Below are 26,066 nucleotides of genomic sequence, written 5' to 3'. Positions count from 1 at the left end.
TGATAATTGCGCGCTCAGTAACTGGGCAAGCTGCGGAAAACGCGCTGTGTGTCGCTCGCAACGCCCGTGCCGCAAGGTTCAGCGGCTAGTGGCCACACTCACGCGACGGCGAGCGCGGGCCGCAGTTTGGGCGCGCCGCTGACGCCGGGCACGGCCGTCAGATCGGACAACATCCGCTCCACAATCGCCGCCTGCGGCAAAACCGTGCCAAAAAAACGTGTCGTTACTGAGTCTTCGATCAGGATGGTTGGGAAATTTTCGACATCCAGATCGTCGAAGCGGTCCGCATGGGTTTCGATGTCGATCCATGCGAAACAGATCTCTGGATGCTTGTCCGCCAGCCGGTCGAAGGCGTCCCGATACTCACGACAGGTTCCGCACCACTCCGCGCACAGGCAGGCCACGAACAGCGTGTCGGGTTCGTTGACGCGCTCGGCGATCCGGTCTTGGTCGGTGTCGAGATTCAGCGCGGGCATGGTCGTTCCTTGCGTACTTTTGTCAGGTGCTTTGGCGCGAATGTAGCATGGCCGATCCCGAATGGTGGTCAACCCATGGTCCATGCGGGGTCAGCCGCGGGTGGCTCGCGTGAAGCGGCCGCCGGGCAGCGCGGTTACCTGGCCGGCGAGTTCGAGCTGCAGCAGCGTGTTTTGCAATGCCGCGTCCCCCATCTCGGTACGGGTGGCAAGAATTTCAAGCGTGGCGGGGGCGTGGCCGAGTGCGTCGAGGAGCTGCAACGCCTCTGCGCTCATGGCCTGCGGGGCTGTGGATGCTGCCGGCGCCGCCGACAATTCTCGCTGGGTCGCAGCTGAGACTGACGGTGACGCGGCGATCGAATCCGTTTGATCTGTCACCGACGCCCGCCCCTTTGAGGAGCGCCGCCCGCCAACCGCGCCGTCCCAAAGAACGGCCTGCCCGCTGGCGGCCTTCGTTGCCACGGGCCTCGCGACGCCTAGTTCCTCCAGCACCTCATCGGGCGTTTCCACGAGCTTGGCGCCCTGCTTGATGATGCGATGACAACCGCGCGACAACGGCGCATGGATCGAGCCGGGCAATGCGAAGATATCGCGCCCCATTTCGTTGGCAAGCCGAGCCGTGATTAGCGAGCCCGAGCGCATGGCGGCCTCGATGATCACAACCCCGCTGACGAGGCCGGCGATCAGGCGGTTACGTTGCGGAAAATTGGCGGCGCGCGCCGGAGTGCCGAGCGGCCACTCCGAAAGGATCGCGCCTTGCGTCGCGATTTGCCGCGCCAGCGCATGATGCGCGGCCGGATACACGAGGTCCGCGCCGGTGCCGATCACGGCCACCGTACCACCGACGCCTTCCAGGCCACCCCGATGTGCGGCACCGTCGATGCCCAGCGCGAGCCCCGACACAATCGTGACACCGGCCTGCGAAAGTTCACGTGCGAAGCGCTCCGCGTCTTCAGCGCCTTGCGGTGTCGCGCTGCGGCTGCCAACCAGAGCGACCGCCCTTGTATGCAGCAGATCCAGCCGGCCCTTTATATATAGTAGTGGCGGCGGATCGGGCATGGTCAGTAGCGCGGGCGGGTAGGCGGGATCGTCGAGTGTCACCACGTGATTGCCGGGCAACTCGCGCCATGCGATCACCGCGTCGAGTTGTGCATCGAAATCTGGACTGGACGGCGCTAGCACGGCGCGCGCCGCGGCCTCTCCCGCAAACTCGGCAAGTGCTTCGGGCGATTGATTGAAGATCGCTTCCGGCAGTCCGAAAGCGCCCAGCAGCAGGCGGAGGGCAGCGGGCTTCAGCCCCGGCGCGCGCGAAAGCCGCAGCCAGGCGGCGAGTTCAATATCGGTTGCGGGCAAGGTATGCATTGACGGTCGATCCTCTTACGGGGCCAGCGGGCAGGCGGGCGCCATGCTAAAATTTTCATCATCCGAAATAACTGCAGCGCCGCGCCCACCCGCGCGGGCTCGTCGCCTGGCGCACGTGGCGCGTTGAATCGAACCGGTTCGACAGCCTCTATCCTCTGCGTAACGCGATGTGCCCACAACCTGGCCGAATGGCCAACGCTAGCCTTCCACCGGCAGCGGCGCCGAAAAAACACACTCAAGATCATGGCTTTACTGAACATTCTCAATTACCCGGACAAGCGGCTGCACAAGATTGCGAAGCCGGTCGAAGTAGTCAACGACCGCATCCGCCGGCTCGTCGCCGACATGTCCGAAACGATGTACGCCGCGCCCGGCGTCGGTCTCGCGGCGACCCAGGTGGACGTGCATGAACGCGTGATCGTGATCGACGTGTCGGAAACGCACGACGAACTGCTCGCCTTCATCAATCCGGAAATCATCTGGTCGAGCGATGAGAAGAAGTTGTCGGAAGAGGGCTGCCTCTCGGTACCGGGCATTTACGACAACGTCGAGCGCGCCGAGAAAGTGCGTGTGCGGGCGTTAAACGAGAAGGGCGAGACCTTCGAGCTGGATTGCGAAGGCTTGCTGGCCGTTTGCATTCAACACGAAATGGATCACCTGATGGGCCGCGTGTTCGTCGAGTACCTGTCGTCGCTCAAGCAGACGCGCATCAAGAGCAAGATGAAGAAGCTCGCCCACGCGATGTAACGCGCGTCCACCCCGCCTACTACCCCCTTCATGAGTCATTCGTTGCGCGTCATCTTTGCCGGTACGCCGGAGTTCGCCGCGGCCGCGCTGGCCGCGATTCACAGCGCCGGTTTTCCGGTGCCGCTTGTGCTGACTCAGCCCGACCGGCCCGCGGGACGCGGGATGAAATTGCAGGCGAGTCCGGTCAAGCGTTACGCGCAGGAACACGGGCTTGCCGTGGCGCAGCCCCCTTCGCTGCGCTGCGCCGGCAAATATCCGACCGAAGCCGCCGCCGCGATCGATCAACTGCGCGCCACGCCGCATGACGTGATGGTGGTGGCTGCCTATGGTCTGATCCTGCCGCAGGAAGTGCTCGATATTCCGGCGCTGGGCTGCATCAACATTCACGCGTCGTTGTTGCCCCGCTGGCGCGGCGCCGCCCCGATCCACCGCGCGATCGAGGCGGGCGACGCGGAAACCGGCATCACGCTGATGCAGATGGACGTCGGCCTCGACACCGGCGCGATGATTTCCGAAGCGCGCACGCCGATCTCTGCCGACGATACGACGGCTACATTGCACGACCGCCTCGCACAAGACGGCGCGAAGCTGATCGTCGAAGCGCTAATCGAACTCGAGCGCAGCGGCAAGCTGGCGGCGACGCCGCAGCCCGCCGACGGCGTGACTTACGCGGAAAAGATCGGCAAGCACGAGGCTGCGCTCGACTGGCGCAAGCCGGCCGCGGTCCTCGCGCGTCAGGTGCGCGCGTTCGACCCGTTCCCCGGTGGCGTGGGCACGCTGGAAGACGGCACGTCGATCAAGATCTGGGCAGCAGTCCCGGTCGAGGCGCAAGGCAACACAGCGCCTGGCACGATCGCCGACGTCTCTCCGGAGGGCGTCGTGATCGCCTGTGGCGACGGCGCCCTGCGTCTCACGCAATTGCAAAAACCCGGCGGCAAGCGCTTGCCGGTGCGCGAATTCCTGGCCGGCGCCACGCTCGCCGCGGGTCAGCGTTTTCAGCTTCCCGAAGCAAAATAACCGCCTTGCGCATAGCTTGAACATCGTCCATTCGGCCGATGTTCAGGAGCCCCGCTGCAAGTCTGCAGCGCGTTAGAATCCTCTATGCAACAGCCCGCGTTTAGAGGATCCCCATGTTTGGCATCACCCATTTCGAGTTTTTCGTTGTCGCGGTCTTTCTGCTGAATGTGACGCCCGGTCCCGATACGGCTTACATCGTCGGGCGCAGCGTCGCGCAGGGGCGTGGCGCAGGGCTGATGTCCGCGCTCGGCATCTCCGCCGGTTGCTGCGTTCATTCGCTTGCTTGCGCGTTCGGCTTGACGGCGCTACTGGCCGCTTCGGCCACTGCGTTCACCGTCATCAAGTTCGTCGGCGCTATTTATCTGATGTATCTCGGCGTGCGCCTGATTTTCGCCAAACCGGCGGCGGATCAGGCGGTGGGCGAAGCGCGCGCGGCCGGCGCACCCAAATCGTTGCGTCAGTTGTTCCTGCAAGGCTTCTGGACCAATGTGCTGAATCCTAAGGTCGTGTTGTTCTTCGTTTCGTTCTTTCCGCAATTCGTCACAACGGGCAGCGACCATAAGGCGCTGGCGTTCCTCACGCTCGGTGGGGTGTTCGTTGTGATGAGCATGATCTGGAACAGTTTTGTCGCGTGGGTTGCCGGCAGCGTGACTCAGCGCTTCTCCGGCCAGCCCCTGGTGAAGCGGTGGCTGGATCGCGGCGTCGGTAGCGCATTCGTCGGCTTGGGCATCAAGCTCGCCACCGCATCAAGATGATTGAATTTTCCTCACGCGTCCATATCTAACATTTCGCTTACAATCAGCCGCCGCGATCACGCGGCGCAGATATGAACCCGCGTTAGGGCAAGGAGTAGCAGACATGTTCAATTGGGTCAAAACCGCGATGTTGATGGCCGCGATCACGGCCCTTTTCATCGTGATCGGCGGGATGATCGGCGGGTCGCGCGGCATGACGATCGCGCTCGTGATCGCCCTTGGGATGAATTTCTTTTCGTACTGGTTCTCGGACAAGATGGTTCTGCGCATGTACAACGCGCAAGAAGTCGACGAAAACAGTGCGCCGCAGTTCTATCGCATGGTGCGCGAGCTTTCCACGCGTGCCGGCCTGCCCATGCCGCGCGTCTACCTGATCAACGAAGACGCGCCGAACGCGTTCGCCACCGGCCGCAATCCGGAGCATGCGGCGGTCGCCGCCACTACGGGCATCTTGCGTGTGCTTTCCGAGCGCGAAATGCGTGGCGTGATGGCGCACGAACTGGCGCACGTGAAGCACCGCGACATCCTGATCTCCACGGTTTCGGCGACCATGGCCGGCGCTATTTCCGCACTGGCAAACTTCGCGATGTTCTTCGGCAGCCGTGACGAAAACGGCCGTCCGACGAACCCGATCGCGGGCATTGCTGTCGCGTTGCTCGCGCCGATCGCCGGCGCGCTGATTCAGATGGCGATCTCGCGTGCGCGCGAATTCGAAGCGGACCGCGGCGGCGCGCAGATTTCCGGCGATCCGCAGGCGCTCGCCTCGGCGCTCGACAAGATCCATCGCTACGCGAGCGGCATTCCGTTCCCCACGGCCGAGCAGCATCCGGCCACTGCGCAGATGATGATCATGAATCCGCTGTCGGGCGGGGGCATCGCGAATCTGTTCTCGACGCATCCGGCCACCGAGGAACGCATCGCGCGTTTGATGGAAATGGCGCGTACGGGGCGCTTCGAGTAACGGTGCGTTGACCGGCGATCCGGCGTGACGAAAGGCGAGTCTGCGGGCTCGCCTTTTTTGTTCAAGCGCCACCGCCAGTCCGCCTTCGGCGGCCTCCGCCCCACGCCACGCTACAATGTCTGCTGTTTGCGCCGCGCGTACCGCACGGCCTGCCTTTGCCTTTTTCATGACTCCAAAGCCTTCCTCGCGTTCTGCTTCGCCATCGACGCGTCCGCGCGAATCCCGTTTGACGATGCTGCACCTTGCGCCCGAATCGCTCGGTTTCGCGCTCGACTGCGCAGGCCAGGCCGTCGGCGCCGTGCGCCTCGGCGCGGCCTTGCCGGCCGCGTTGCAAGCCGTATTCGTCTCCGCGCCTGAAGGCAGCGTCGCCGCTGCGCGCGGCGCGGTGCAGGACATCGCGTACCGCACCATGCGGCGTCTGGCGACCGCCGAGTGGCTGATCGCGAAGCTGGTGAAGAAGGCCCCGCCGCCGCACGTCGGTCATGTGCTCGCCTGCGCGCTCGCTTTGCTCGTCGACGATGAAGCGAACGCCGCCTACACGCCGTTCACGGTTGTCGATCAGGCGGTGAGCGCCATCGCCGCGCGTCGTGAATTCGCGTTCGCCAAGGGTCTCGTCAACGCCGTGCTGCGTAATTTCCTGCGCGAGCGTGAGGCGCTGCTGAGCGCGGCGCAAGCGGACGAAGTCGCGCGCTGGAACTACCCGGCGTGGTGGATCGATGCGGTGAAGCGCGCGTGGCCCGACGCATGGCAAGCCGTGCTCGCCTCCGGCAACACGCAAGGTCCGCTGACATTGCGCGTCAACGCGCGCCGCTCGACAGTCGACGCCTATCTGCAGGTGCTGCAGGACCATCACATTCCCGCGAGCCGGGCCGGCGAATACGCCGTCAAGCTCGCCACGGCGATGTCCGTCGACCGGATCCCCGGCTTTAACGACGGCATTGTGTCGGTGCAGGACGCCGGCGCGCAACTCGCCGCGCAACTGCTCGGCGTGCGTGACGGCATGCGTGTGCTCGACGCGTGCGCGGCGCCTGGCGGCAAAACCGGCCATCTGCTCGAACTTGCCAACCTGCAACTCGTGGCGCTCGAAAGCGACGCATCGCGCGCGCGTCGCATCGGCGAAAACTTGCAGCGGCTCAAGCTCGAAGCGGAAGTGCGTATCGGCGACGCGGGTGCGCCCGCAAAATGGCACGACGACATCGACCAACCGTTCGACCGCATTCTGGCCGACGTGCCGTGTTCGGCCTCCGGCATCGTGCGGCGTCATCCGGATATTCGCTGGCTGCGTCGCGCGTCGGATATTCCCGCACTGGTCGCCGAACAGCGCCGCATTCTTGACGCGCTATGGCCGCTTGTGAAGCCAGGCGGCGAGTTGCTCTACGTTACGTGTTCGATCTTCCCCGAAGAAGGCGAGTTGCAGGCGCAGTGGTTTGGAAACAAGTACCAGGATGCGGTACGATTGGACGCGCCGGGGCAACTTTTACCCTCAGTTGCCCGCGCGCCCGCCGGCACATCGGCCGGGTCCCATGCCGGACATGCCGCTGAAGATAGCGCCGGCTCGAACTCAGACCACGACGGATTTTTCTACGCGCGCTTTCAGAAACGGTGACCATCAAACGCTTCTTCCCGCTTCGGCTCGCTGCCGTGCTCTGGATCGTGCTGGCCGTGTGGCTCGCCGTACCGGGCGCGGCGTATGCCGATTCGATCGCGGTGCAGCGCGCGTCGCTGCAATCGGACAACACCGGCTGGAGCATCGACGCGCGTTTCGACTTCGACCTGAACAGCAATCTCGAGGACGCCGTCAACAAAGGCATTCCGCTGTACTTCACGACAGACTTCGAACTGAGCCGGCCGCGCTGGTACTGGTTCGACGAACAGCCGGTCAGCGTGTCGCAGAGCATTCGCCTGTCGTTCCAGCCGCTCACGCGTGAGTATCGCGTGTCGAGCGTGTCGTCGGGCGGGTTGCAGCTCGGCTTCACGACGCTGAAAGATGCGCTCGCGGTGATCAAGCACATCACGTCGTGGCACGTGATCGACCGCAATCAGGTGCATGTCGGGGAGACATACAACGCGTCAGTGCGCATGCAACTCGACATCGCGCTGATGCCCAAGCCGTTCCAGATCGATGCGGTGAACAACCGCGACTGGAGCCTATCGTCGGAGTGGAAACGCTTTACCTTCACGGTGACCGAACGTGCTAAATAGAGTGCGCCGAGCCACCAGCGTCAGCAGCATCGTCGTGCGCGTGCTGGTGTCCACGGTCGCCGTGACGGCCGTGTTGCTGCTCGTCCTGCTTGCAGCGGCGAGCGCGAATACCGAATTTTTCGACCGCTATTACCAGTGGCTGTACGCGGCCAACCTCGTGGTCGCGATGATCTTTTTGCTGGTGGTGGCGACGCTTGTCATCATCATCATTGCGCGGCTTAAAAAAGGGAAGTTCGGCACCCGGCTGTTAGCGAAACTCGCGTTCTTCATGGCGCTGGTCGGCGTGGTGCCGGGCGGCATCATTTACGTGGTCTCGTATCAGTTCGTATCGCGCAGTATCGAGTCGTGGTTCGACGTGAACGTCGAAACCGCGTTGACCTCGGGCCTGAATCTCGGCCGCGGCATGCTCGACGCCTCGCTGTCCGATCTGCAGACCAAGGGCCGCCTGATGTCCGAGCAGCTGGCGAGCGCGGATGCCGCCGGCACCACGCTCACGCTGCTGCGCTTGCGCGATCAGTTCGGTGTGCAGGACGCGACGATTGTCGAACCCACGCGCAGCATGTCGGGCGCAACGCCGGACATGCACGTGGTCGCGCAGGCGTCCGGCAACTACGCGACGCTCGTGTCGAATGATTTGCCCACGCCGTTGATGATCGATCAGGCGCGTGGCCGAGGCTATGCGGCGATCGAAGGGGAAGTCGACGGCGATCCGCGCGCGCACGGCAGCAAGGGCGCGCTGCGGCTGCGCGTCGTGCAGCGTATTCCCGATTCGAACGCGTCGCTGCTGCAGCCGACCGAACGCTTTTTGCAGCTCACGCAGCCGGTGTCGCCGTCGCTCGCGCGGAACGCCGACGCAGTGCAGCGGGCCTATCGCGAATATCAGGAGAAGGCGCTGGGCCGCACCGGTTTGCGCAAGATGTACATCGGCACGCTGACGCTCGCGCTGTTCCTCGCCACCTTCATCGCGATGATGCTGGCGCTCGCGCTCGGCAATCAGCTTGCGCGGCCGTTGTTCCTGCTCGCGCAGGGCACCAAGGAAGTGACCGAGGGCGACTACACGCCAAAGCGCGAAATCAAATCGCGTGACGAACTGGGCTTCCTCACGCAGTCGTTCAACGCCATGACGCGGCAGCTCTCCGAAGCGCGCGCGGCGGTCGAGAACAACCGGATCGCGCTCGAGCATTCGAAGGCCTATCTGGAAAGCATTCTCGCGAACCTGACCGCCGGCGTGTTCGTGTTCGACCGGCAGTTCCGTCTCACCACCGCAAATCGCGGCGCCGAGCGGATTTTCCGTCAGCAGTTCCAGGAGGTGCTGGGTTCGGCGCTCGAGCAGATTGGTGTGTTGAGCGAATTCGGCGGCATGGTGCGCAAGGCGTTTGCCGATCGCGAGGCTGCAAGCGGCGACGGTCACGACGACCGCGGCCACTGGCAGCAGCAGTTCTCGGTGCAGGTGCCCGGCGAAACCGAGCCGCTCACCTTGCTCGTGCGCGGCGCGCGTCTGGTGTCCGCCACCGACCGCGATGCGGAAGACATGCAGACCTCTGGCTACGTCGTCGTGTTCGACGATATTTCGGATGTGATCTCCGCGCAGCGTTCGATCGCCTGGGGCGAAGTGGCGCGGCGTCTCGCGCACGAAATCAAGAACCCGCTCACGCCGATCCAGCTGTCCGCCGAGCGTTTGCAGATGAAACTTGCCGACAAGCTGTCGCCATCGGATGCCGATGTGTTGAAGCGCGGCGCGACCACCATCGTCAACCAGGTCGCGGCGATGAAGCAGATGGTCGACAATTTCCGCGACTATGCACGCACGCCTCCGGCGGTGCTCGCGCATTTGCAACTGAACGAACTGGTCAGCGAAGTGCTCACGCTGTACGGTATCGAAGAAGGCAAGGGCGCGATTCAGGTGGAACTCGCGGATTTGCCGGCGATTCGCGGTGACGCGACACAATTGCGACAGGTGATTCACAACCTGCTGCAGAATGCACAGGATGCGGTGGCCGACGTCGAACAACCGCGTGTGTTGCTCGAGACGAGGACAGTAGAATACGGAGACCCCGACGCGGAAGGCAAAGTACACGTCGCGGTGCGTCTGACAGTGTCGGATAACGGACCGGGCTTCCCCGCGCGTATCCTGACACGTGCATTCGAACCTTACGTGACGACCAAGGCCAAAGGTACGGGTCTCGGTCTTGCGATGGTCAAGAAGATCGTCGACGAACACGGTGCGCGCATCGACATTCGCAATCGCATGAAAGCGGGCGATGTGATCGAGGGTGCGCAGATTTCGATCCTCTTCCTTCAACTGGCAGACGATGCCGCGGCACCTGGAGCAGGGTCGCGGCCGGCGCATGGCAATGCGTCACAGGGAACGACAAAAGCAACAGTGCAGACAAGGGCAGCGTAAATGGCAACCATCCTGGTGGTAGATGATGAAATGGGCATCCGGGAATTGCTCTCGGAGATCCTGAGCGACGAGGGGCATGTCGTGGAGGCCGCGGAAAACGCGCAGGAAGCGCGCGAATTCCGCTTGCGCCAGGCGCCGGACCTGGTGCTGCTCGACATCTGGATGCCCGATACGGACGGCGTGACCTTGCTCAAAGAATGGGCCGCGCAGGGACAGCTGACCATGCCGGTGATCATGATGTCCGGTCACGCAACCATCGATACGGCCGTTGAAGCGACCAAGATCGGCGCACTCAATTTCCTCGAGAAGCCGATTGCGTTGCAGAAGCTGCTGAAGGCAGTCGAGCAAGGTCTCGCCCGCGGCAATGCGACTGGTGCGCCGGGCGGCGCGGTCGCCAAGCCGGTGTTGCCGGTCAGCGCCTCGGCTGTGGCTTCGGCGGCTGCGTTGCCGATGCTGTCGTCGGATGGCATGGGCAGCGGCGCGTTGGCCGCGCAAACGGCGTCGATCTCGTTCGACATCCCGTTGCGCGATGCGCGCGATGCGTTCGAGCGTGCTTACTTCGAGTATCACCTCGCGCGCGAAAATGGCAGCATGACGCGCGTCGCGGAAAAGACGGGTCTCGAGCGTACGCACTTGTATCGCAAGCTCAAGCAGCTCGGTGTCGATCTCGGTAAGAACAAAGGCGAGTGAGCGGCCCGCGCAATGGGTGCACGCTCGGGCGCGGCAGATTTTTTCGAGAGGGGGCTTGCCGAGCAGCTGACCCTTTGATATCATTTCGTTCTTCGTTGGCCCGGTAGCTCAGTTGGTAGAGCAGCGGATTGAAAATCCGCGTGTCGATGGTTCGATTCCGTCCCAGGCCACCAGGATTCAGCCCCAGGAAATCGCAAGATTCCTGGGGCTTTTCCTTTTCTGATGGGCATGTGTGGCGGCATGGGCAGCTTGCCCCACGGCGGGTGTGCTCGGCGGCATTGGGCGTCGCGTGATAAAATCGCGCCAGTTCAAGGACTTGCATGCGAGGGTGCTGTCGGCGTTTCGCTTGCGCGCCACCGCATCAAACGCGTCTTTTCGTATCCTGAAGCGGCGCCTAGTGCGCACTCTGCCGCAACACGGCAAGGCCGCGACAGGTGCCGAACCCTTCGCCCGACGATTAACGGTATAAGCGCCCAGCGACTCTGCATGTGGAAGGCGCGGCCTATACTGCTTTGGGCCGGCAGCAGTGCCGGCACGCGTCGCGCCGCGTTGCTTGCATGGCGCACCTCGCGCAGCGCGACGTGGCACTCATCATTCACGGAGTTTCACGGTGATCCGCAAAGACGCTAAACGTAGCGCTCTGGTGCTGTTTTCCGGCGGCCAGGATTCCGCCACGTGCCTCGCCTGGGCCCTCGAACGTTATGAAACGGTCGAGACGCTGGGCTTCGATTATGGCCAGCGGCACCGAGTCGAACTCGAATGCCGCGAAGGGTTTCGCAACGCGGTGACGCGGGCATTTCCGGCGTGGGCCGACCGCCTCGGCGAAGATCACATGATCGATCTCTCCGTGCTCGGCTCGATCAGCGATACCGCGATGACGCGCGAAATCGAGATTCACGCTACGGCGAACGGTTTGCCGAATACGTTCGTGCCTGGCCGCAATCTGATGTTCATGACGATCGCCGCGGCTATCGCCTATCGGCGTGGTTTGCAGGTGCTGGTCGGCGGCATGTGCGAGACGGACTTCTCGGGCTACCCCGATTGCCGCGACGACACGATGAAGGCATTGCAGGTCGCGCTGAACCTCGGCATGGATACGCGCTTCCTGCTCGAAACGCCGCTGATGTGGCTCGATAAGGCCGACACGTGGCGTCTCGCGCACGAGCTGGGCGGCGACGAACTGGTTGAACTGGTGCGCGTCGAAACGCACACCTGCTATGTAGGCGAGCGCGCCGAGTTGCATGCATGGGGTTTCGGTTGCGGTGAATGCCCGGCGTGCCGCTTGCGCAAGCGCGGTTACGAAGCGTATCTGTCCGGTGAGAAGGTGACCGAGCCGGTCTGACGCTCACCGAAGTTTTACGCTGGCGCATCGTGCAAACGGGCGCCGCGCAGGCAATTATTTTCAGGAACACAAGGCAGAAAGCAGCATGACTTACGCGGTCAAGGAAATCTTCTACACATTGCAGGGCGAGGGCGCGAATGCCGGGCGTCCGGCCGTGTTCTGCCGGTTCGCCGGCTGCAATCTGTGGTCGGGCCGCGAAGAAGATCGTGCGGATGCGGTCTGCCGTTTCTGCGATACGGATTTCGTCGGTACTGACGGTGAGAACGGCGGCAAGTACCGCACGCCTGAAGAGCTGGTGCAGATGATCGCGTCGCAATGGCCGGAAGGCGAGGGCGAACGCTTCGTGGTCTGCACGGGCGGTGAACCGATGCTGCAGATCGATCAGCCGTTTGTCGACGCGCTGCATGCTGCCGGCTTCGAAATCGCCATTGAAACCAACGGTTCGCTGCCGGTCCTCGAGACGATCGACTGGATCTGCGTGAGCCCGAAGGCCGACGCGCCGCTCGTCGTCACGAAGGGCAACGAACTGAAGGTCGTGATCCCGCAGGACAACCAGAGTTTGTCCGAGTATGCGAAGCTCGACTTCGAGTATTTCCTCGTCCAGCCGATGGACGGCCCGTCGCGCGATCTCAACACGAAGCTCGCGATCGACTGGTGCAAACGCCATCCGCAATGGCGCCTGTCGATGCAGACCCACAAGTATCTGAACATTCCCTGATTTGCCGTGCTGACGATTACACGAAAACTCGAATTCGACGCGGGCCACCGCATCCCCGATCACCGCAGCCAGTGCCGTAATCTGCACGGCCATCGCTATGTGCTCGAAATCACGCTGCAAGGCGACCTGGTCGATACAGAAGGCGCGCCGGATCGCGGCATGGTGATGGACTTCGCCGATGTGAAGTCGCTCGCGGTCGAGCATCTGGTCGACAAGTGGGACCATGCGTTCCTCGTCTACGAAGGCGATACGCAAGTGCGCGGCTTTCTGGAAACCATGGCAGGGCACAAGACGGTCGTGCTCGATCGCATCCCGACCGTTGAAAATCTCGCTGCCGTCGCGTTCGATATTCTCGCGAACGTCTACGACGCGCATTACGGCGTGAATCTGCGTTTGCATAAGGTGCGTCTGTTCGAGACGCCGAACTGCTGGGCCGACGTGGTCCGCGATTAAGTTCAGGGCCGCGCGACTCGAGCCCGCGGCCCAACCCCCGCGTTATTGTCACGGTATGATCGCTTCGATAACCACATGGAGCGAGACATGCCGGTCACCGCATTGCGTCGCAGCAGGCATTCAGGCCGTCACGGCCCGGGCGTTGGCCGGTTCGGCTGCGCCATCCTCACCCGTGTTTCAGGCGATGTACCCCATCGCCAGGGAGCGCGGCAATGAGCACCTTCACAAATCCCCTCAAGCAACGTCTGAAAGAAGCCGATACATTGTTCGGCCTGTGGCTTTCGCTCGGCAGCGATTCCGCAGCCGAAGCGCTCGCGCACGCCGGTTTCGACTGGCTGCTGATCGACATGGAGCATGCGCCGAACGATAGCGGCGACGTCACGTCGCAATTGCGCGCGATCGCTGCGGCGCATTTGCCGAGCGAGCCCGTCGTCCGCGTGCCTGCCAGCGAGGCGTGGCTCGTCAAGCGCGTGCTCGACGCCGGCGCCCGCACGCTGATGTTCCCGAATATCGAAACCGCGGAAGAGGCGGCGCAGGCCGTGCGTCTGACGCAGTATCCGACCGCCGACGCACTCGACGGTCAGCGCGGCGTGGCCGGCGCGGTGCGGGCGGCTGCGTACGGCATGCGGCGCGACTACGTGCAATCCGCCAACGCGCAGATCGCGACCATCGTGCAGATCGAATCGGCGCGCGGCTTGCAGGAGGTCGAGAAGATTGCGGCGACGCCAGGCGTCGATTGCCTGTTCGTCGGACCGGCCGATCTGGCCGCGAGTCTTGGCCACCTCGGCGATTCGAAGCATGCCGATGTGCAGGCGGCGATGGCGCGCATTGTCAGCGCCGCCGACAAGGCCGGTATCGCCGCAGGAATTTTTGCTATGGACGTCGCGAGTGCGAAGCAGCATCGCGATGCCGGTTTTCGTTTTATCGCCCTGGCCGCCGACGTCATGTGGATGTTGCGCGCGACCCGCCAGGCGTTGCAGGAGGTGAGGACATGAAGGGGATGGTGCAGTGCGTCGTGGTGCGTCTGGCGGTCACAGCGGCGTTGATGGCGAATGTGACGGCGTATGCGCAGGACAACCGCGTCGCGAAGTCGAACGATCCGGAGACGCAAACCGCGGTCGCCGACTACAACGCCGGCAATCTCGGCGCGGCGCTTGCTGAGTTCCGTAAAGCCGCGCAGCACGGCAGCCGGCTGGCCGAGTTCAACTACGCGATGATGTTGCTCAACGGAGAAGGCACCACAGCCAATGTCGATGAAGGCAAGAAGTGGCTGCGCAAAGCCGCCGACGCCAACATGTCGCACGCGCAATATGTGTACGGCAAGATGTACGACGACGGCGAGTTCGTTGGACGCGATCCGGTCGAGGCGCACCGGTGGTTCTTGAAGGCCGCTCAGCAGGGGCACGTGCAGGCGGAACTCGCGTTGGCCAACCAGTTTCTCGATGGCCGCGGCACGACCCGCGATAACCAGCAGGCGTTCGTCTGGTACAAGAAGGCCGCGCAAGGTGGCGACATGACTGCGCAGTACGTGACCGGATCGTTCTACGAACGTGGCGGCGACGGCGTGGACAAGAATCTGAACGTGGCGCGCGCGTACTACGCGGCTGCTGCGGCACAGGGCGATCCGGCGGCGAAACTCAAGTATCAGCAACTGAGCGCGCAGCTGCGGGATCAGAAGGAAGTGAAACCGCAGTAAGCGCGACCGCATCAAATGAAAAAGGGGCGCTCCTGACGGTGCGCCCCTTTTCTTTATCGGGCCTGCTGTGGTCTGCTTCGACTCTGTTGCCATCGGCTCTGCAGTCTGGGACTTGCCTCTAACTTTGCATCAACCGCTTCTGCCGCGCGACGCTCATGATGAGGCCGATCGCGACCCCCAACGTAGTCAGCGCAGTGCCCCCGTAGCTCATGAACGGCAAGGGCACGCCTACCACCGGCAAAATCCCGCTCACCATGCCGATGTTGACGAACGCATAGGTGAAGAACGCCATCGTCAGCGATCCGGCCAGTAGCCGTCCAAACAGCGTCGCCCCGTTGGCTGCGATATACAAACCGCGCGCGATCAGCAGCATATAAAGCGTGAGCAGCACGATCCCGCCCGCCAGCCCGAACTCCTCGGAAAACACCGCGAAGATGAAGTCGGTGTGCTTCTCGGGGATGAACTCCAGATGCGCCTGGGTACCCTTCAACCAACCCTTGCCGAGTGGGCCGCCCGAGCCGATTGCAATCACCGCCTGGATCGTGTGGAAACCCTTGCCGAGCGGATCGGAAGTCGGATCCAGCAGCGTACAGATACGGTGCTTCTGATAATCGTGCATCAGCGGCCACTGCACTTCCGGCTGACAGATCTTGTCCTGGAACGCCGCGATCGAGCCGACCGCGATCACGCCGGCAATCAGCACCGGCACGATCAGCTTGAAACTCAGCCCCGCGAAATAAATCACGAAGAAGCCGGCCGCGAACACCAGCACGGCCGTGCCGAGGTCAGGCTGTTTGGCGATCAGGCCGACCGGCACAATCAGGATCAGGAAGCCGACCAGAAAGTCGTACCAGCGCATCACGCCTTCGCGGCGCTGGTAGTACCAGGCGAGCATCAGCGGTGTGGCGATCTTCAGAATTTCCGACGGCTGGATCACCACGCCGACGTTGATCCAGCGCTTCGCGCCCTTGCGTGTGAGGCCGAACAGCGCCACGGCCACCAGTAACGCAATCCCGAACGTATAGAGCGGGACCGCGAAGCGCATCAGGGTGGTGGGCGGCACATTGGCCAGTGCCCACATCAGCACGAACGTCAGCATGATGTTGCGCAACTGGTCTTCCACGCGGCCGGGCATGTCCAGCGTCGCGCTGTATAGCGTGATGATGCCGACGCATAGCAGCAGAAACACGATCAGGGCGAGCGGCCGGTCGAAGCCCACGAACATCCGCTTGATGCGGTCGAGCCAGGCGCGCTTGTCGAATTGCATGCCTTTCTCCTTACTCGTCGATGCCGCCGGAAACCGGCTGGCGTGGCGACGTAGGCTGAATGCTGTCATCCCGCGACGGAGCGGCGGCAGTCGGTACCGACTCGCTGCTCGGGCGGGGTTTGTGCGGGACGCCGGATTTACGCGGCGTTGGAATCTTCGCGGATGCGGTGGCGGAGGCAGCAACGGCCGCCGATGCGCTGGTTGCGCCGGATGCCGCCGCAGCCGGCGATGTCACAGCCGTCGCCGCCGAAGCAGCAGCCGAAGCCGACGCAGCCGCCGCCGCGGAAGCTGCTGCCGCCGCCGAAGCAGCGCCCGGCATCGGCAGCGCCGTGAAGCCCGCCGCGACCTTGACCGGCTGCGCCGCGTCCTGCGGCGCCGGTGCGCTACCCACTTCGGGCGCGGACGCATCTTCCGTCGCCGAGGCCGCTGCCGCGACAGCCGCCGCTTCAGCGCCGGGCTTGTTCTTGCCGACCAGGTAGTAATCGAGCACACGCCGCGCGATCGGACCGGCCGCTTCCGCACCCCAGCCGCCGTTTTCGACGATCAGCGCGAGCGCGATCTTCGGTTGCTCGGCCGGCGCGAACGCGATGAAGAGCGCGTGGTCGCGCAGATGCTCGGCGATCGCATGGCCCTTATAGTTCGCGCCTTGCAGCGAGTAGACCTGCGCCGTACCGGTCTTGCCGGCGGCCAGATAGGGCGCGCCGATGAACAGCTTCGACGCTGTACCGTTGGTCACGACGCCTTCCATCGCGCGCTTGATGATGTCGATGTCCGATTGCTTCACCGCGATCTTGTCGCTCGGATCACGCACGACCGGGCGCGTGTCTTTCGTGATCGGATTCTCGATGTCGCGCACAAGGTGCGGCTTCATCACGACGCCGTTGTTCGCGAGCGTGGCCGTGGCATGGGCAAGTTGAAGAATGGTGAACGAGTTATAGCCCTGGCCGATGCCCAGACTGATCGTTTCGCCTTCATACCAGCGCTGTTGCTCGGGCTTGCGGTACGCCTTGCGCTTCCATTCCGTCGACGGCAGGATGCCGCGCGCTTCGCCCGAAATGTCGATGCCGGTGATCTGGCCGAAGCCCCAAGGCTTCATAAAGCCGGCGATCGCGTTGACGCCAAGATCGTGCGCGAGCATGTAGAAATACGTGTCGTTCGACACCACGATCGCGCGGTTCATGTCGACCCAGCCCTGACCGGAGCGCACGTCGTTGCGGAACGTATGGCCGCCGAACGTGTACGAGCCCGGATCCTGGAAGCCCCAACCCGGTGTGCGCTTATGCAGCGTCAGCGCGGCGAGCGCCATGAACGGCTTGTAGGTCGAGCCCGGCGGATAGGTGCCGTGCAGCGGACGGTTCAGGAGCGGATGGTCGGGTGAGTTGTTAAGCTCGTCCCAGGTCTGCTGATCGATGCCGTCGACGAACGAATTCGGATCGAAGCTCGGCGCTGACACGAACGCGAGCACGTCGCCGGTTGCCGGTTCGATCGCGACCAGCGCTCCGCGGCGGCCCGCAAACGCCTGTTCGGCGACCTGCTGCAGGCCGATGTCGATCGACAGTTCAAGGTTGTTGCCCGGCGTCGCCTGAGTACGCGACAGCGTGCGTACAGGCCGGCCACCCGCGGTGACTTCGACTTCCTCAAAACCGGTCTGGCCGTGCAGTTCAGTCTCGTAGCTCTGCTCGACGCCGATCTTGCCGATGTAGTCGGTGCCCTTGTAGTTGTTCGCGTCGAGGCGCGGATCGTAGTGATCCGGATCGCTGTCGTTCTGATCGCTGGCGTCGTCGATGCGGTCCTGATCGCGCTGCGAAATCCGCCCGATATAGCCGATCACGTGCGCCGCGGTGGGTCCGAGCGGATACTGGCGGAACAGGCGCGCGCGCACTTCCACACCTGGAAAACGGAAGCGTTGCGCGGTGAAGCGCGCGACTTCGTCGTCGGTGAGGCGGGTGCGGATCGGCAGGCTCTCGAAATTCTTCGAATCTTCCTGCAGCTTCTTGAAGCGGCGCCGGTCGCGTGCGTCGATCGAGACCACAGTGGCCAGGTTGTCGATTACGTTATCGAGCGTGTCGTTCAGCTTCGACGGGGTGATTTCCAGCGTGTAAGCCGAGTAGTTCTTGGCCAGCACCACGCCGTTACGGTCGGTGATGATGCCCCGGTTCGGCACGATCGGCGCGACCGAGATGCGGTTTTCGTCGGCTTGCAGCGAGTACTTGCTGTAGTGCCAGACCTGCAGGACCAGGAAACGGAAGCCGATCAGCCCGAAACAGACGAACACGAACACGCCCGCCGCCGCTACGCGCAGGCGGAACTTCGAGAGCTGTTGCTGAGTGTCCTTGAATTCGGTCATGCGATTCTGCAAAAGGCCGCGTGACGGCCATCATGAGTGTGCGCCCAAACCGGCCGGAACCGGGGGGCATGAACAGCGATGCGCGTCGAGCGGGCCGGGAGCGTGGATTCCATCGGAACGGCCGGCGGGCTCGATGCGTGATTAAATCGGCCGCGTATCGTCCGGATCGGCCGGGCGACGCTGCGGCATCAGCAGCAGCATGCTGGCGACCGGCCACAGCGCAGCTTCGACGAAGCCGTCGATCAGGTAACTCCAACCCGGAAACGCCGCGCCCGTCAGCAGACGGATCACGAACGGCACCAGTTGCGCGACGACCAGCAGCGGCATCACCGCGAAAGTCTGCACGCCGAGCGACATCCACAGCACCCGGCGGTGGATCGTAATCGCGCCATACGACAACAACGTATACGCCAGCGCGTGCTCACCGAGCAGGCTGGCGTTGTGCACGTCCATCAGCAAGCCAAGAAAGAACGCGATGCCCATGCCGACTTTGCGCGGCTGGTGCACGTTCCAGAACAGCAGTACGAGCGCCACGAAGTCCGGCACGCCGGCGAGGCGCCCCCACGGCATCAGGTTCAGCAGGAACGCAGCGGCGAGGCTGAACGAGATGAAGTAGGGATTGACCGGCTGCAGGATGTATTGCGGACGGTTCATGGCTGGGCCCCCGGCGTGGCTTGCGGCTTCGCGTTCTTGTCAGCGGCCGGTTTCTTTTCGGTGGCGGCTTTCTTCTCCGCGGCCGTGGCTTTGGCCGACGGCTTTTCAGCGGGCTTGGCAGCCGGTGCGGCGGGCTTTTCGGCAGGCTTGGCAGCGGATTTATCCGCAGCGGCCTTGTTGTCCGCGGGCTTGCCACCCTTCTTCGCTTTCGCGTCCTTGGCGGTCGTAGCCGCGTCGGGCTCTTCCGCCGGACGCGGCGGCACGTTGTTCAGATAGTGCAGCACGAGCAACTGACGTGCGCCGCGCACAGGCGCAACCGGCAAGCAGATCACGCGCGCGAACGCCGTATCGGCCTGCTTGTCGACCCGCACGACCTTCGCGACCGGCAGCCCCGGCGGATACACGCCGTCGAGTCCGCTGGTGACGAGTTCGTCACCGGTCTGCACGTCGGCGCTGATCGGCACGAAGCGCAGGTCGAGCGTGTCGCCCTTCGGTGTGCCGTAGATCACGCTGCGCAAGCCGGTGCGCACGATCTGCACGGGCACCGCCTGATCCTTGTCGGTGAGCAGCGTCACTTCGGCTTGCAACGGGAACACGCGCGTCACCTGGCCGATCACGCCGTCTTCGTTGACGACCGGTGAACCGTCCTGGACGCCTTGCTGGGCGCCGCGGCCGATCACGACCTTCTGCGTGAACGGGTCGCGCGTGTCGTACTGGATTTCAGCCGGCAGCGATTGCGTGGTGGAGCGCTGCGAGAGTTGCAGCAGCGCGCGCAAATGGGTGTTTTCGGCAGCCAGTTCTGCGGCTGTATTGGCTTGCTGCGAGAGCTGGAGATCTTTGGTGCGCAGCTTGTCGTTTTCGCTGCGCAAGGTGGCGCTGGTCACGGCCAGGTCGGCAGCGCCCATGAAAACGTCGCGCGGCACGAGGGCTGCGCGTTGCAACGGATAAAGACCCGCGCCGAGCACGCCACGAACGATTTCGAGCGTTTTGAAGCGTGCATCGGAGATCAGCAGGGCGAGCGCCAGCACGACGAAAAACACCAGCCGTGCGAGGGCGGACGGGCCTTGCTTGAACAGGGGCGGCGGACTGTATTCCATGGTCGGCGCCGGGGGCGTGAGCGGTTGGGTGAGACGGCGGCGCGCGAGGGACGCGCGTTCAGCGCGCGGAGGCTGGCAGGCCCAGCCAACGGCAAACCGGCCCGCAAGGGGCCGTTTGCCAGATCCGCGCTACTGACATGGAGACGGGCTCGCTTACTCGTACGAGAAGATGCTGCCGAGCTTGTCCATGCGTTCGAGCGCCATGCCCGAGCCGCGCACAACGCAGGTCAGCGGGTCTTCGGCGACGAGCACCGGCAGGCCGGTTTCTTCGGCGAGCAGGCGGTCCAGATCGCGCAGCAGTGCGCCACCGCCGGTGAGCATCATGCCGCGCTCGGCGATGTCGGCGCCCAGTTCCGGCGGCGTTTGTTCGAGCGCGATCTTCACCGACGACACGATCTGGTTCAGCGGATCGGTGAGGGCTTCGAGGATTTCGTTGCTGGAGATCGTGAAGCTGCGCGGAATGCCTTCCGACAGATTGCGGCCCTTCACTTCCATTTCCTTGACTTCGGAACCCGGGAACGCGGAGCCGATTTCTTTCTTGATGGCTTCGGCGGTTTGTTCGCCGATCAGCATGCCGTAGTTGCGGCGGATGTAGTTGACGATGGCTTCGTCGAACTTGTCGCCGCCTACGCGGACCGAACCCTTGTACACGATGCCGCCGAGCGAGATCACGCCGACTTCGGTCGTGCCGCCACCGATATCGACGACCATCGAGCCGGTTGCTTCCGACACCGGCAGGCCAGCGCCGATTGCCGCCGCCATGGGTTCTTCAATGAGGTAGACCTGCGAAGCGCCCGCACCGTGAGCGGCTTCTTTGATGGCGCGACGCTCGACCTGGGTCGAACCGCACGGCACGCAGATGATGATGCGCGGCGACGGCGAGAACATGCGCGATTCGTGAGCAGTTTTGATGAACTGCTTGATCATCTGTTCGGTGACGGTGAAGTCGGCGATCACGCCGTCTTTCATCGGGCGGATCGCCTCGATGTTGCCCGGCACCTTGCCAAGCATCTGCTTGGCTTCCTTGCCGACTGCCTGAATGGTTTTCTTACCGTTGGGACCGCCTTCCTGGCGGATCGAGACCACCGACGGTTCGTCAAGAACAATACCCTTGCCACGCATGTAAATGAGCGTGTTGGCAGTGCCAAGGTCAATCGCCAGGTCGTTGGAGAAGTAGCTGCGCAGAAAACCGAACATTCAAAATCCTGTCTCGCTTGGGGCCAGCCCTCGCAACGTATGCGCAGGGCGGCAGCGGAAAAAATAACAGCTTCAACCGGGCGGAAGCGGCGCCACAGGAACTTGAAGCTGCGAGGGAGTCTACCGGAGGCCGGTGCAAGGCCCAGTCAGAAAAATCCGAACGATCTTTGGGAATTGTTCAGAAAGGCCTTGGTAAGTCGGTCCGGGTTTGGGTCGAACGCGTAATGATACCTTATAATTTTGGATGTTTTGAAGGAAACGGACGGCACTTTTTGCCGCCGCTGGCCCCTTTTTCGAGGCCTTCCTCCAGTGTCGTAACCCGCTGTCGCAGCATCGTTTTTCCCGCGCTGCGGCGGTCCACCACATTTTCCGGTGACTGCATGGCTCTGACCCTGACCGATGTTAAACGCATCGCGCACCTCGCGCGGCTTGAACTGGCTGATGCCGAAGCTGAGCACACGCTTGCCCAGCTCAACGATTTTTTCGGCCTTGTCGAGCAAATGCAGGCGGTCGATACCACCGGCATCGCCCCGCTTGCCCATCCGATCGAGCAGATCGAAGACGTCGAGCTGCGTCTGCGTAACGACGCGGTGACCGAAACGGTCGACCGTGAAGCCTTCCAGCGCCCGGCGCCGGCCGTTCAGGACGGCCTTTACCTCGTGCCGAAGGTGATCGAGTAAGTGATCGACCAAGACTCGCGAATCAAGCCCAGGACAAAACGCAATGCATGAAAAAAGCTTGACCGAACTGCGCGCCGCACTAGTGGCCAAGGAATGCTCCGCAGTCGAACTGGCGCAGCTCTATCTGAAGCGGATCGACGCGGCCAACAGCCTGAACGCCTTCATTCAGGTCGACGCCGACGCGACGCTCGCGCAGGCGAAAGCGGCCGACGCGCTGCTTCACACCGGCCACGCCGGCCCGCTGGTCGGCCTGCCGATCGCCCACAAAGACGTGTTCGTCACCAAGGGCTGGCGCTCCACGGCCGGCTCGAAGATGCTGTCGAACTACGAAAGCCCGTTCGACGCGACCGTGGTCGCGCGTCTGCAGAACGCCGGCATGGTGTGCGTGGGCAAAACCAACATGGACGAGTTCGCGATGGGCTCGTCCAACGAGAATTCGTACTTTGGCCCCGTGAAGAATCCGTGGGATCGTCTGGCTGTGCCGGGCGGCTCATCCGGCGGTTCGGCGGCTGCGGTCGCGGCGCGTCTCGCGCCTGCTGCCACCGGCACGGATACCGGCGGCTCGATTCGTCAGCCGGCGTCGTTCTCCGGCATCACCGGTATCAAGCCGACGTATGGACGCGTGTCGCGTTACGGGATGATCGCGTTCGCGTCGTCGCTGGATCAGGGCGGTCCGATGGCCCAAACAGCCGCGGATTGCGCCACGCTGCTCAACGCCATGGCCGGTTTCGACGAGCGTGATTCGACCAGTCTCACGCGCGAAGACGAAGATTTCACCCGCTACATCGGCAAGACGTGGAAGGAAGACGGCGCGGACAAACCGCTCGCCGGCCTGCGCATCGGCCTGCCAAAAGAGTATTTCGGTGAAGGCCTCGCCGAGGACGTGCGCGCCTCGATCGACGCAGCCGTGAAGCAATACGAAGCACTCGGCGCGACGCTGGTGGAAGTCTCGCTGCCGAAAACCGAGCTGTCGATTCCGGTGTACTACGTGATTGCGCCGGCCGAAGCCTCGTCGAACCTGTCGCGTTTCGACGGCGTGCGCTTTGGCCATCGCGCTGCGGAATACCGCGATCTGCTCGACATGTACAAGAAGTCGCGTGCGGAAGGTTTCGGTCCGGAAGTGAAGCGCCGTATTCTGGTGGGCGCGTATGTGCTGTCGCACGGCTATTACGACGCGTACTACCTGCAGGCGCAAAAGATTCGCCGCATCATCGCGCAAGACTTCCAGGAAGCGTTCAAGCAGTGCGACGTGATCATGGGCCCGGTGGCGCCCTCGGTGGCGTGGGACCTCGGCGCGAAGGGCGACGATCCGGTGCAGATGTATCTGGCCGACATCTACACGCTGTCGGTGAGTCTCGCCGGTTTGCCGGGCATGAGTGTGCCGTGCGGCTTCGGCGCGGGCGCGAATGCGCAACGCCCGGTGGGCCTGCAGATCATCGGCAACTATTTCAATGAAGCCCGGATGCTGCAGGTGGCCGACGCGTTCCAGCGCGCGACCGACTGGCATCGTAAAGCACCGGCAGGAGTGTGAGCACCATGGCCAAGCAATGGGAAGTCGTGATCGGTCTGGAGACCCACGCGCAACTGTCGACCCAATCGAAGATTTTCTCGGGCACCGCCACGCAATTCGGCGCGGCACCGAACACGCAGGCCAGCCCCGTCGATCTGGCATTGCCGGGCACGTTGCCGGTGATGAACCGTGGCGCCGTGGAGCGTGCGATTCAGTTCGGCCTCGCAATCGGCTCGACGATTGCACCGCGCAGCATTTTCGCTCGCAAGAACTACTTTTACCCCGATCTGCCGAAGGGTTATCAGATCAGCCAGTACGAAATTCCCGTCGTGCAAGGTGGCCAGGTGACGATTCAAGTCCCGGCTAACGAAAAGGCCGGCAAGGAAGCGTACGAGAAGGTCGTCAACCTGACGCGCGCTCACCTCGAAGAAGACGCGGGCAAATCGCTGCACGAAGACTTCGCGGGCATGACCGGCATCGACCTGAATCGCGCCGGCACGCCGCTGCTCGAAATCGTCACCGAGCCGGAAATGCGCAGTGCGGCCGAAGCGGTTGCGTATGCCAAGACGTTGCACACGCTGGTCACATGGCTTGGCATCTGCGACGGCAACATGCAGGAAGGCTCGTTCCGTTGCGACGCGAACGTGTCGGTGCGCCCGGTCGGTCAGGCGGAATTCGGCACGCGTGCCGAGATCAAGAACCTGAACTCGTTCCGCTTCCTCGAAGAAGCGATCCAGTACGAAGTGCGCCGTCAGATCGAATTGATCGAAGACGGCGGCACGGTGGTGCAGGAAACGCGTCTGTACGATCCGGACAAGCGCGAAACGCGTTCGATGCGCAGCAAGGAAGACGCGCACGATTACCGCTATTTCCCCGATCCCGATCTGATGCCGCTGGTGATCGACGCGGCGTGGGTCGAGCGTGTGAAGGGCGAAATGCCGGAACTGCCGGTCGCGATTCAACAGCGCTTCGTCACGCAATACGGCCTGACGCCGTACGACGCGAACGTGCTGACGTCGAGCAAGGCCATGGCTGCTTATTACGAAGCGGTTGTGCTCAAGGTCGGTCCGTCGAACGCGAAGGTCGCGGCAAACTGGTTGATGGGCGAGGTGTCGTCGCAACTGAATCGTGAAGGCCTGGACATCGCTGACAGCCCGGTTTCGTCCGCTCAACTCGCGTTGTTGCTGCAACGTATCGCCGACGGCACGATCTCGAACAAGATCGCCAAGGAAATTTTCCTCGCGATCTGGGAAGAGAAGGCCACCGACGAAGCCGCTGCCGATCGCATCATCGAAGCGAAGGGTTTGAAGCAGATTTCGGATACCGGCGAGCTGGAAGCGATCATCGACGAAGTGCTCGCCGCGAACCCGAAGTCGGTTGAGGAATTCCGCGCCGGCAAGGAAAAGGCGTTCAACGCACTGATCGGTCAGGCGATGAAAGCGACCAAGGGCAAGGCCAATCCGGCGCAGGTGAACGAACTGCTGAAGAAGAAGCTGTCCTGAGTTGAAGTCATGTGACCGGTGCGAGTGTGCCGGTCATCGCGGGCTGTTGCCGGAAACGAAAGTGGGGCAACGGCCCGTTTCATTTTGCGGGCCCGCTTTTATGTCCCGCTGAACGCAGATCACGGAGTGTGAATGGCGAAGCAATCCGAACTCGACGATTTTCGCGTACCGTATTTCGAAGAAGGCAAGAAGAACGGCAAATTCTCGCTCGACGCTTTCGACCCCGCCGCGAAGCCTTTTTCGAGCGGTTCGAAAGATGCCGACCGGGCGCGCTTGTCGGAGATCGGTGCGATCCTCGACACGCAGCAGGAGTGCCTGCACGCGCAGCAGAAACGCCGGGTATTGCTGGTATTGCAAGGCATGGACACGAGCGGCAAGGACGGCACGATCCGCGCCGTGTTCCATGAGGTCGACCCGCTCGGTCTGCGCATCGTGCCGTTCAAGGCGCCGACGCCTGTGGAGATGGCGCACGATTTTCTCTGGCGCGTGCATGCGCAGGCGCCCGCTGCTGGTGAGTTGACCATTTTCAACCGTAGCCACTACGAAGATCTGCTGGTGCCGACCGTGCTCGGCAATCTGGATGCCAAAGCATTCGAACAGCGCTGTTGCCACATTCGCCAGTTCGAAAAACTGCTGGCCGACAGCGGTACGGCCATCGTCAAGTGCATGCTGCACATTTCGAAAGACGAGCAGCGTGAGCGTTTGCAGGCTCGCATCGACGATCCGAACAAGCACTGGAAATTCGACGTCTCCGATCTCGAAGCGCGCAAGCAGTGGGACCAATATCAGGCAGTGTACCGAGATATGCTGGCCGTCACGTCGACCGAATACGCGCCGTGGTACGTGGTCCCGGCCGATTCGAAAACCCATCGCAATGTGATGGTCGCCGAGTTGTTGCTACGCACGTTCGAAGCGTTAAAGCTCGAATATCCGCCTGCCAAAGAATCGCTGAAGGGCGTCAAGGTCGAATGACCCTGCGCCTTTGGTCTTGT

Annotated in this window: 24 protein-coding genes and 1 tRNA gene; 18 read left to right on the top strand and 7 right to left on the bottom strand. The window is 63.0% G+C overall.

Going from position 1 to position 26,066, the window contains the following annotated elements; translation table 11 throughout:
* Window positions 1-98 precede the first annotated feature (98 nt).
* Window positions 99-476 carry a thioredoxin family protein gene (locus tag R8871_RS30430; protein WP_097390883.1) on the bottom strand — a complete coding sequence of 126 codons (378 nt, stop codon included), beginning with the start codon at window positions 474-476 and terminating at the stop codon, window positions 99-101.
* A gap of 90 nt (window positions 477-566) precedes the next feature.
* Window positions 567-1,835 (bottom strand): DNA-processing protein DprA, encoded by a 1,269-nt coding sequence (gene dprA, locus R8871_RS30425; protein ID WP_175053782.1) that lies wholly within the window; start codon window positions 1,833-1,835, stop codon window positions 567-569.
* A gap of 243 nt (window positions 1,836-2,078) precedes the next feature.
* Here dprA and def point away from each other — a divergent pair, with 243 nt between their 5' ends.
* From def to R8871_RS30355, 14 genes are all read left to right on the top strand, one after another.
* The gene (gene def / locus R8871_RS30420) at window positions 2,079-2,582 is read left to right on the top strand and encodes a peptide deformylase (RefSeq protein WP_054037103.1); all 504 of its coding nucleotides are present in this window, start codon (window positions 2,079-2,081) and stop codon (window positions 2,580-2,582) included.
* Window positions 2,583-2,612: 30 nt separating this feature from the next.
* A complete protein-coding gene (gene fmt, locus R8871_RS30415) occupies window positions 2,613-3,599 on the top strand; it encodes a methionyl-tRNA formyltransferase (protein WP_175053781.1) in 987 nt (328 codons plus the stop codon).
* A 113-nt stretch (window positions 3,600-3,712) separates the two neighbouring features.
* The gene (locus R8871_RS30410) at window positions 3,713-4,354 is read left to right on the top strand and encodes a LysE family translocator (protein ID WP_175053780.1); all 642 of its coding nucleotides are present in this window, start codon (window positions 3,713-3,715) and stop codon (window positions 4,352-4,354) included.
* 103 nt (window positions 4,355-4,457) lie between these two features.
* Entirely contained in the window at window positions 4,458-5,315 is an 858-nt protein-coding gene (htpX, locus tag R8871_RS30405; RefSeq protein ID WP_054037107.1) for a zinc metalloprotease HtpX, read from the top strand.
* A 166-nt stretch (window positions 5,316-5,481) separates the two neighbouring features.
* Window positions 5,482-6,921 carry a 16S rRNA (cytosine(967)-C(5))-methyltransferase RsmB gene (rsmB, locus tag R8871_RS30400; RefSeq protein ID WP_175053779.1) on the top strand — a complete coding sequence of 480 codons (1,440 nt, stop codon included), beginning with the start codon at window positions 5,482-5,484 and terminating at the stop codon, window positions 6,919-6,921.
* Window positions 6,918-7,517 carry a DUF4390 domain-containing protein gene (locus tag R8871_RS30395; RefSeq protein WP_054037187.1) on the top strand — a complete coding sequence of 200 codons (600 nt, stop codon included), beginning with the start codon at window positions 6,918-6,920 and terminating at the stop codon, window positions 7,515-7,517. Before rsmB ends, R8871_RS30395 begins: the two co-directional genes overlap by 4 nt.
* A complete protein-coding gene (locus R8871_RS30390) occupies window positions 7,507-9,921 on the top strand; it encodes a sensor histidine kinase (RefSeq protein WP_175053778.1) in 2,415 nt (804 codons plus the stop codon). The genes R8871_RS30395 and R8871_RS30390 overlap by 11 nt, the downstream gene beginning before the upstream one ends.
* Window positions 9,922-10,611 (top strand): response regulator transcription factor EsaR, encoded by a 690-nt coding sequence (gene esaR, locus R8871_RS30385; protein WP_175053777.1) that lies wholly within the window; start codon window positions 9,922-9,924, stop codon window positions 10,609-10,611.
* 97 nt (window positions 10,612-10,708) lie between these two features.
* Window positions 10,709-10,784, top strand: a tRNA-Phe gene (locus R8871_RS30380).
* A 437-nt stretch (window positions 10,785-11,221) separates the two neighbouring features.
* Complete coding sequence (gene queC, locus R8871_RS30375) at window positions 11,222-11,953, top strand: 7-cyano-7-deazaguanine synthase QueC (protein ID WP_175053776.1); 732 nt, start codon at window positions 11,222-11,224, stop codon at window positions 11,951-11,953.
* 85 nt (window positions 11,954-12,038) lie between these two features.
* Complete coding sequence (gene queE / locus R8871_RS30370; RefSeq protein ID WP_175053775.1) at window positions 12,039-12,671, top strand: 7-carboxy-7-deazaguanine synthase; 633 nt, start codon at window positions 12,039-12,041, stop codon at window positions 12,669-12,671.
* 9 nt (window positions 12,672-12,680) lie between these two features.
* A complete protein-coding gene (gene queD, locus R8871_RS30365; RefSeq protein ID WP_093634683.1) occupies window positions 12,681-13,124 on the top strand; it encodes a 6-carboxytetrahydropterin synthase QueD in 444 nt (147 codons plus the stop codon).
* 212 nt (window positions 13,125-13,336) lie between these two features.
* Complete coding sequence (locus R8871_RS30360) at window positions 13,337-14,119, top strand: HpcH/HpaI aldolase family protein (protein ID WP_175053774.1); 783 nt, start codon at window positions 13,337-13,339, stop codon at window positions 14,117-14,119.
* Window positions 14,116-14,820 carry a tetratricopeptide repeat protein gene (locus R8871_RS30355; RefSeq protein WP_175053773.1) on the top strand — a complete coding sequence of 235 codons (705 nt, stop codon included), beginning with the start codon at window positions 14,116-14,118 and terminating at the stop codon, window positions 14,818-14,820. Before R8871_RS30360 ends, R8871_RS30355 begins: the two co-directional genes overlap by 4 nt.
* Window positions 14,821-14,938: 118 nt before the next feature.
* Here the strand turns inward: R8871_RS30355 and rodA are convergent, their stop codons facing one another.
* The 5 genes from rodA to R8871_RS30330 form a co-directional block, all read right to left on the bottom strand.
* Complete coding sequence (rodA, locus tag R8871_RS30350) at window positions 14,939-16,087, bottom strand: rod shape-determining protein RodA (RefSeq protein WP_175053772.1); 1,149 nt, start codon at window positions 16,085-16,087, stop codon at window positions 14,939-14,941.
* Between the two features lie 10 nt (window positions 16,088-16,097).
* Window positions 16,098-18,434: a penicillin-binding protein 2 gene (gene mrdA, locus R8871_RS30345; protein WP_175053771.1), complete on the bottom strand. Its 2,337-nt coding sequence runs from the start codon at window positions 18,432-18,434 to the stop codon at window positions 16,098-16,100.
* A gap of 141 nt (window positions 18,435-18,575) precedes the next feature.
* Complete coding sequence (gene mreD / locus R8871_RS30340) at window positions 18,576-19,088, bottom strand: rod shape-determining protein MreD (protein WP_054037125.1); 513 nt, start codon at window positions 19,086-19,088, stop codon at window positions 18,576-18,578.
* Window positions 19,085-20,185, bottom strand: coding sequence for a rod shape-determining protein MreC (gene mreC / locus R8871_RS30335; protein WP_175053770.1), 1,101 nt, complete (start codon window positions 20,183-20,185; stop codon window positions 19,085-19,087). Before mreC ends, mreD begins: the two co-directional genes overlap by 4 nt.
* 153 nt (window positions 20,186-20,338) lie before the next feature.
* On the bottom strand, window positions 20,339-21,382 hold the full coding sequence (locus tag R8871_RS30330) for a rod shape-determining protein (protein ID WP_004189550.1): 1,044 nt from the start codon (window positions 21,380-21,382) through the stop codon (window positions 20,339-20,341).
* A gap of 380 nt (window positions 21,383-21,762) precedes the next feature.
* Here R8871_RS30330 and gatC point away from each other — a divergent pair, with 380 nt between their 5' ends.
* The 4 genes from gatC to R8871_RS30310 all read left to right on the top strand — a co-directional run bounded on the left by gatC (window position 21,763) and on the right by R8871_RS30310 (window position 26,046).
* Window positions 21,763-22,062 carry an Asp-tRNA(Asn)/Glu-tRNA(Gln) amidotransferase subunit GatC gene (gene gatC, locus R8871_RS30325; protein ID WP_175053769.1) on the top strand — a complete coding sequence of 100 codons (300 nt, stop codon included), beginning with the start codon at window positions 21,763-21,765 and terminating at the stop codon, window positions 22,060-22,062.
* Between the two features lie 43 nt (window positions 22,063-22,105).
* Complete coding sequence (gatA, locus tag R8871_RS30320) at window positions 22,106-23,593, top strand: Asp-tRNA(Asn)/Glu-tRNA(Gln) amidotransferase subunit GatA (protein WP_175053768.1); 1,488 nt, start codon at window positions 22,106-22,108, stop codon at window positions 23,591-23,593.
* Between the two features lie 5 nt (window positions 23,594-23,598).
* Entirely contained in the window at window positions 23,599-25,074 is a 1,476-nt protein-coding gene (gatB, locus tag R8871_RS30315; protein ID WP_175053767.1) for an Asp-tRNA(Asn)/Glu-tRNA(Gln) amidotransferase subunit GatB, read from the top strand.
* 132 nt (window positions 25,075-25,206) lie between these two features.
* Window positions 25,207-26,046 carry a PPK2 family polyphosphate kinase gene (locus R8871_RS30310; protein WP_175053766.1) on the top strand — a complete coding sequence of 280 codons (840 nt, stop codon included), beginning with the start codon at window positions 25,207-25,209 and terminating at the stop codon, window positions 26,044-26,046.
* The last annotated feature ends 20 nt before the right edge of the window (window positions 26,047-26,066 follow it).

The organism is Paraburkholderia sediminicola, from assembly GCF_902859805.1.
GTDB lineage: Bacteria > Pseudomonadota > Gammaproteobacteria > Burkholderiales > Burkholderiaceae > Paraburkholderia > Paraburkholderia sediminicola.
This window is presented reverse-complemented; position numbering and strand designations above follow the sequence as displayed.

What these genes read in the sequence shown, in the direction of transcription:
- R8871_RS30430 (WP_097390883.1), bottom strand. Translation starts at nt 476, where the DNA reads ATGCCCGCGCTGAATCTCGACACCGACCAAGACCGGATCGCCGAGCGC.
- dprA (WP_175053782.1), bottom strand. Translation starts at nt 1,835, where the DNA reads ATGCATACCTTGCCCGCAACCGATATTGAACTCGCCGCCTGGCTGCGG.
- def (WP_054037103.1), top strand. Translation starts at nt 2,079, where the DNA reads ATGGCTTTACTGAACATTCTCAATTACCCGGACAAGCGGCTGCACAAG.
- fmt (WP_175053781.1), top strand. Translation starts at nt 2,613, where the DNA reads ATGAGTCATTCGTTGCGCGTCATCTTTGCCGGTACGCCGGAGTTCGCC.
- R8871_RS30410 (WP_175053780.1), top strand. Translation starts at nt 3,713, where the DNA reads ATGTTTGGCATCACCCATTTCGAGTTTTTCGTTGTCGCGGTCTTTCTG.
- htpX (WP_054037107.1), top strand. Translation starts at nt 4,458, where the DNA reads ATGTTCAATTGGGTCAAAACCGCGATGTTGATGGCCGCGATCACGGCC.
- rsmB (WP_175053779.1), top strand. Translation starts at nt 5,482, where the DNA reads ATGACTCCAAAGCCTTCCTCGCGTTCTGCTTCGCCATCGACGCGTCCG.
- esaR (WP_175053777.1), top strand. Translation starts at nt 9,922, where the DNA reads ATGGCAACCATCCTGGTGGTAGATGATGAAATGGGCATCCGGGAATTG.
- queE (WP_175053775.1), top strand. Translation starts at nt 12,039, where the DNA reads ATGACTTACGCGGTCAAGGAAATCTTCTACACATTGCAGGGCGAGGGC.
- R8871_RS30360 (WP_175053774.1), top strand. Translation starts at nt 13,337, where the DNA reads ATGAGCACCTTCACAAATCCCCTCAAGCAACGTCTGAAAGAAGCCGAT.
- R8871_RS30355 (WP_175053773.1), top strand. Translation starts at nt 14,116, where the DNA reads ATGAAGGGGATGGTGCAGTGCGTCGTGGTGCGTCTGGCGGTCACAGCG.
- rodA (WP_175053772.1), bottom strand. Translation starts at nt 16,087, where the DNA reads ATGCAATTCGACAAGCGCGCCTGGCTCGACCGCATCAAGCGGATGTTC.
- mrdA (WP_175053771.1), bottom strand. Translation starts at nt 18,434, where the DNA reads ATGACCGAATTCAAGGACACTCAGCAACAGCTCTCGAAGTTCCGCCTG.
- mreD (WP_054037125.1), bottom strand. Translation starts at nt 19,088, where the DNA reads ATGAACCGTCCGCAATACATCCTGCAGCCGGTCAATCCCTACTTCATC.
- mreC (WP_175053770.1), bottom strand. Translation starts at nt 20,185, where the DNA reads ATGGAATACAGTCCGCCGCCCCTGTTCAAGCAAGGCCCGTCCGCCCTC.
- R8871_RS30330 (WP_004189550.1), bottom strand. Translation starts at nt 21,382, where the DNA reads ATGTTCGGTTTTCTGCGCAGCTACTTCTCCAACGACCTGGCGATTGAC.
- gatC (WP_175053769.1), top strand. Translation starts at nt 21,763, where the DNA reads ATGGCTCTGACCCTGACCGATGTTAAACGCATCGCGCACCTCGCGCGG.
- gatA (WP_175053768.1), top strand. Translation starts at nt 22,106, where the DNA reads ATGCATGAAAAAAGCTTGACCGAACTGCGCGCCGCACTAGTGGCCAAG.
- gatB (WP_175053767.1), top strand. Translation starts at nt 23,599, where the DNA reads ATGGCCAAGCAATGGGAAGTCGTGATCGGTCTGGAGACCCACGCGCAA.
- R8871_RS30310 (WP_175053766.1), top strand. Translation starts at nt 25,207, where the DNA reads ATGGCGAAGCAATCCGAACTCGACGATTTTCGCGTACCGTATTTCGAA.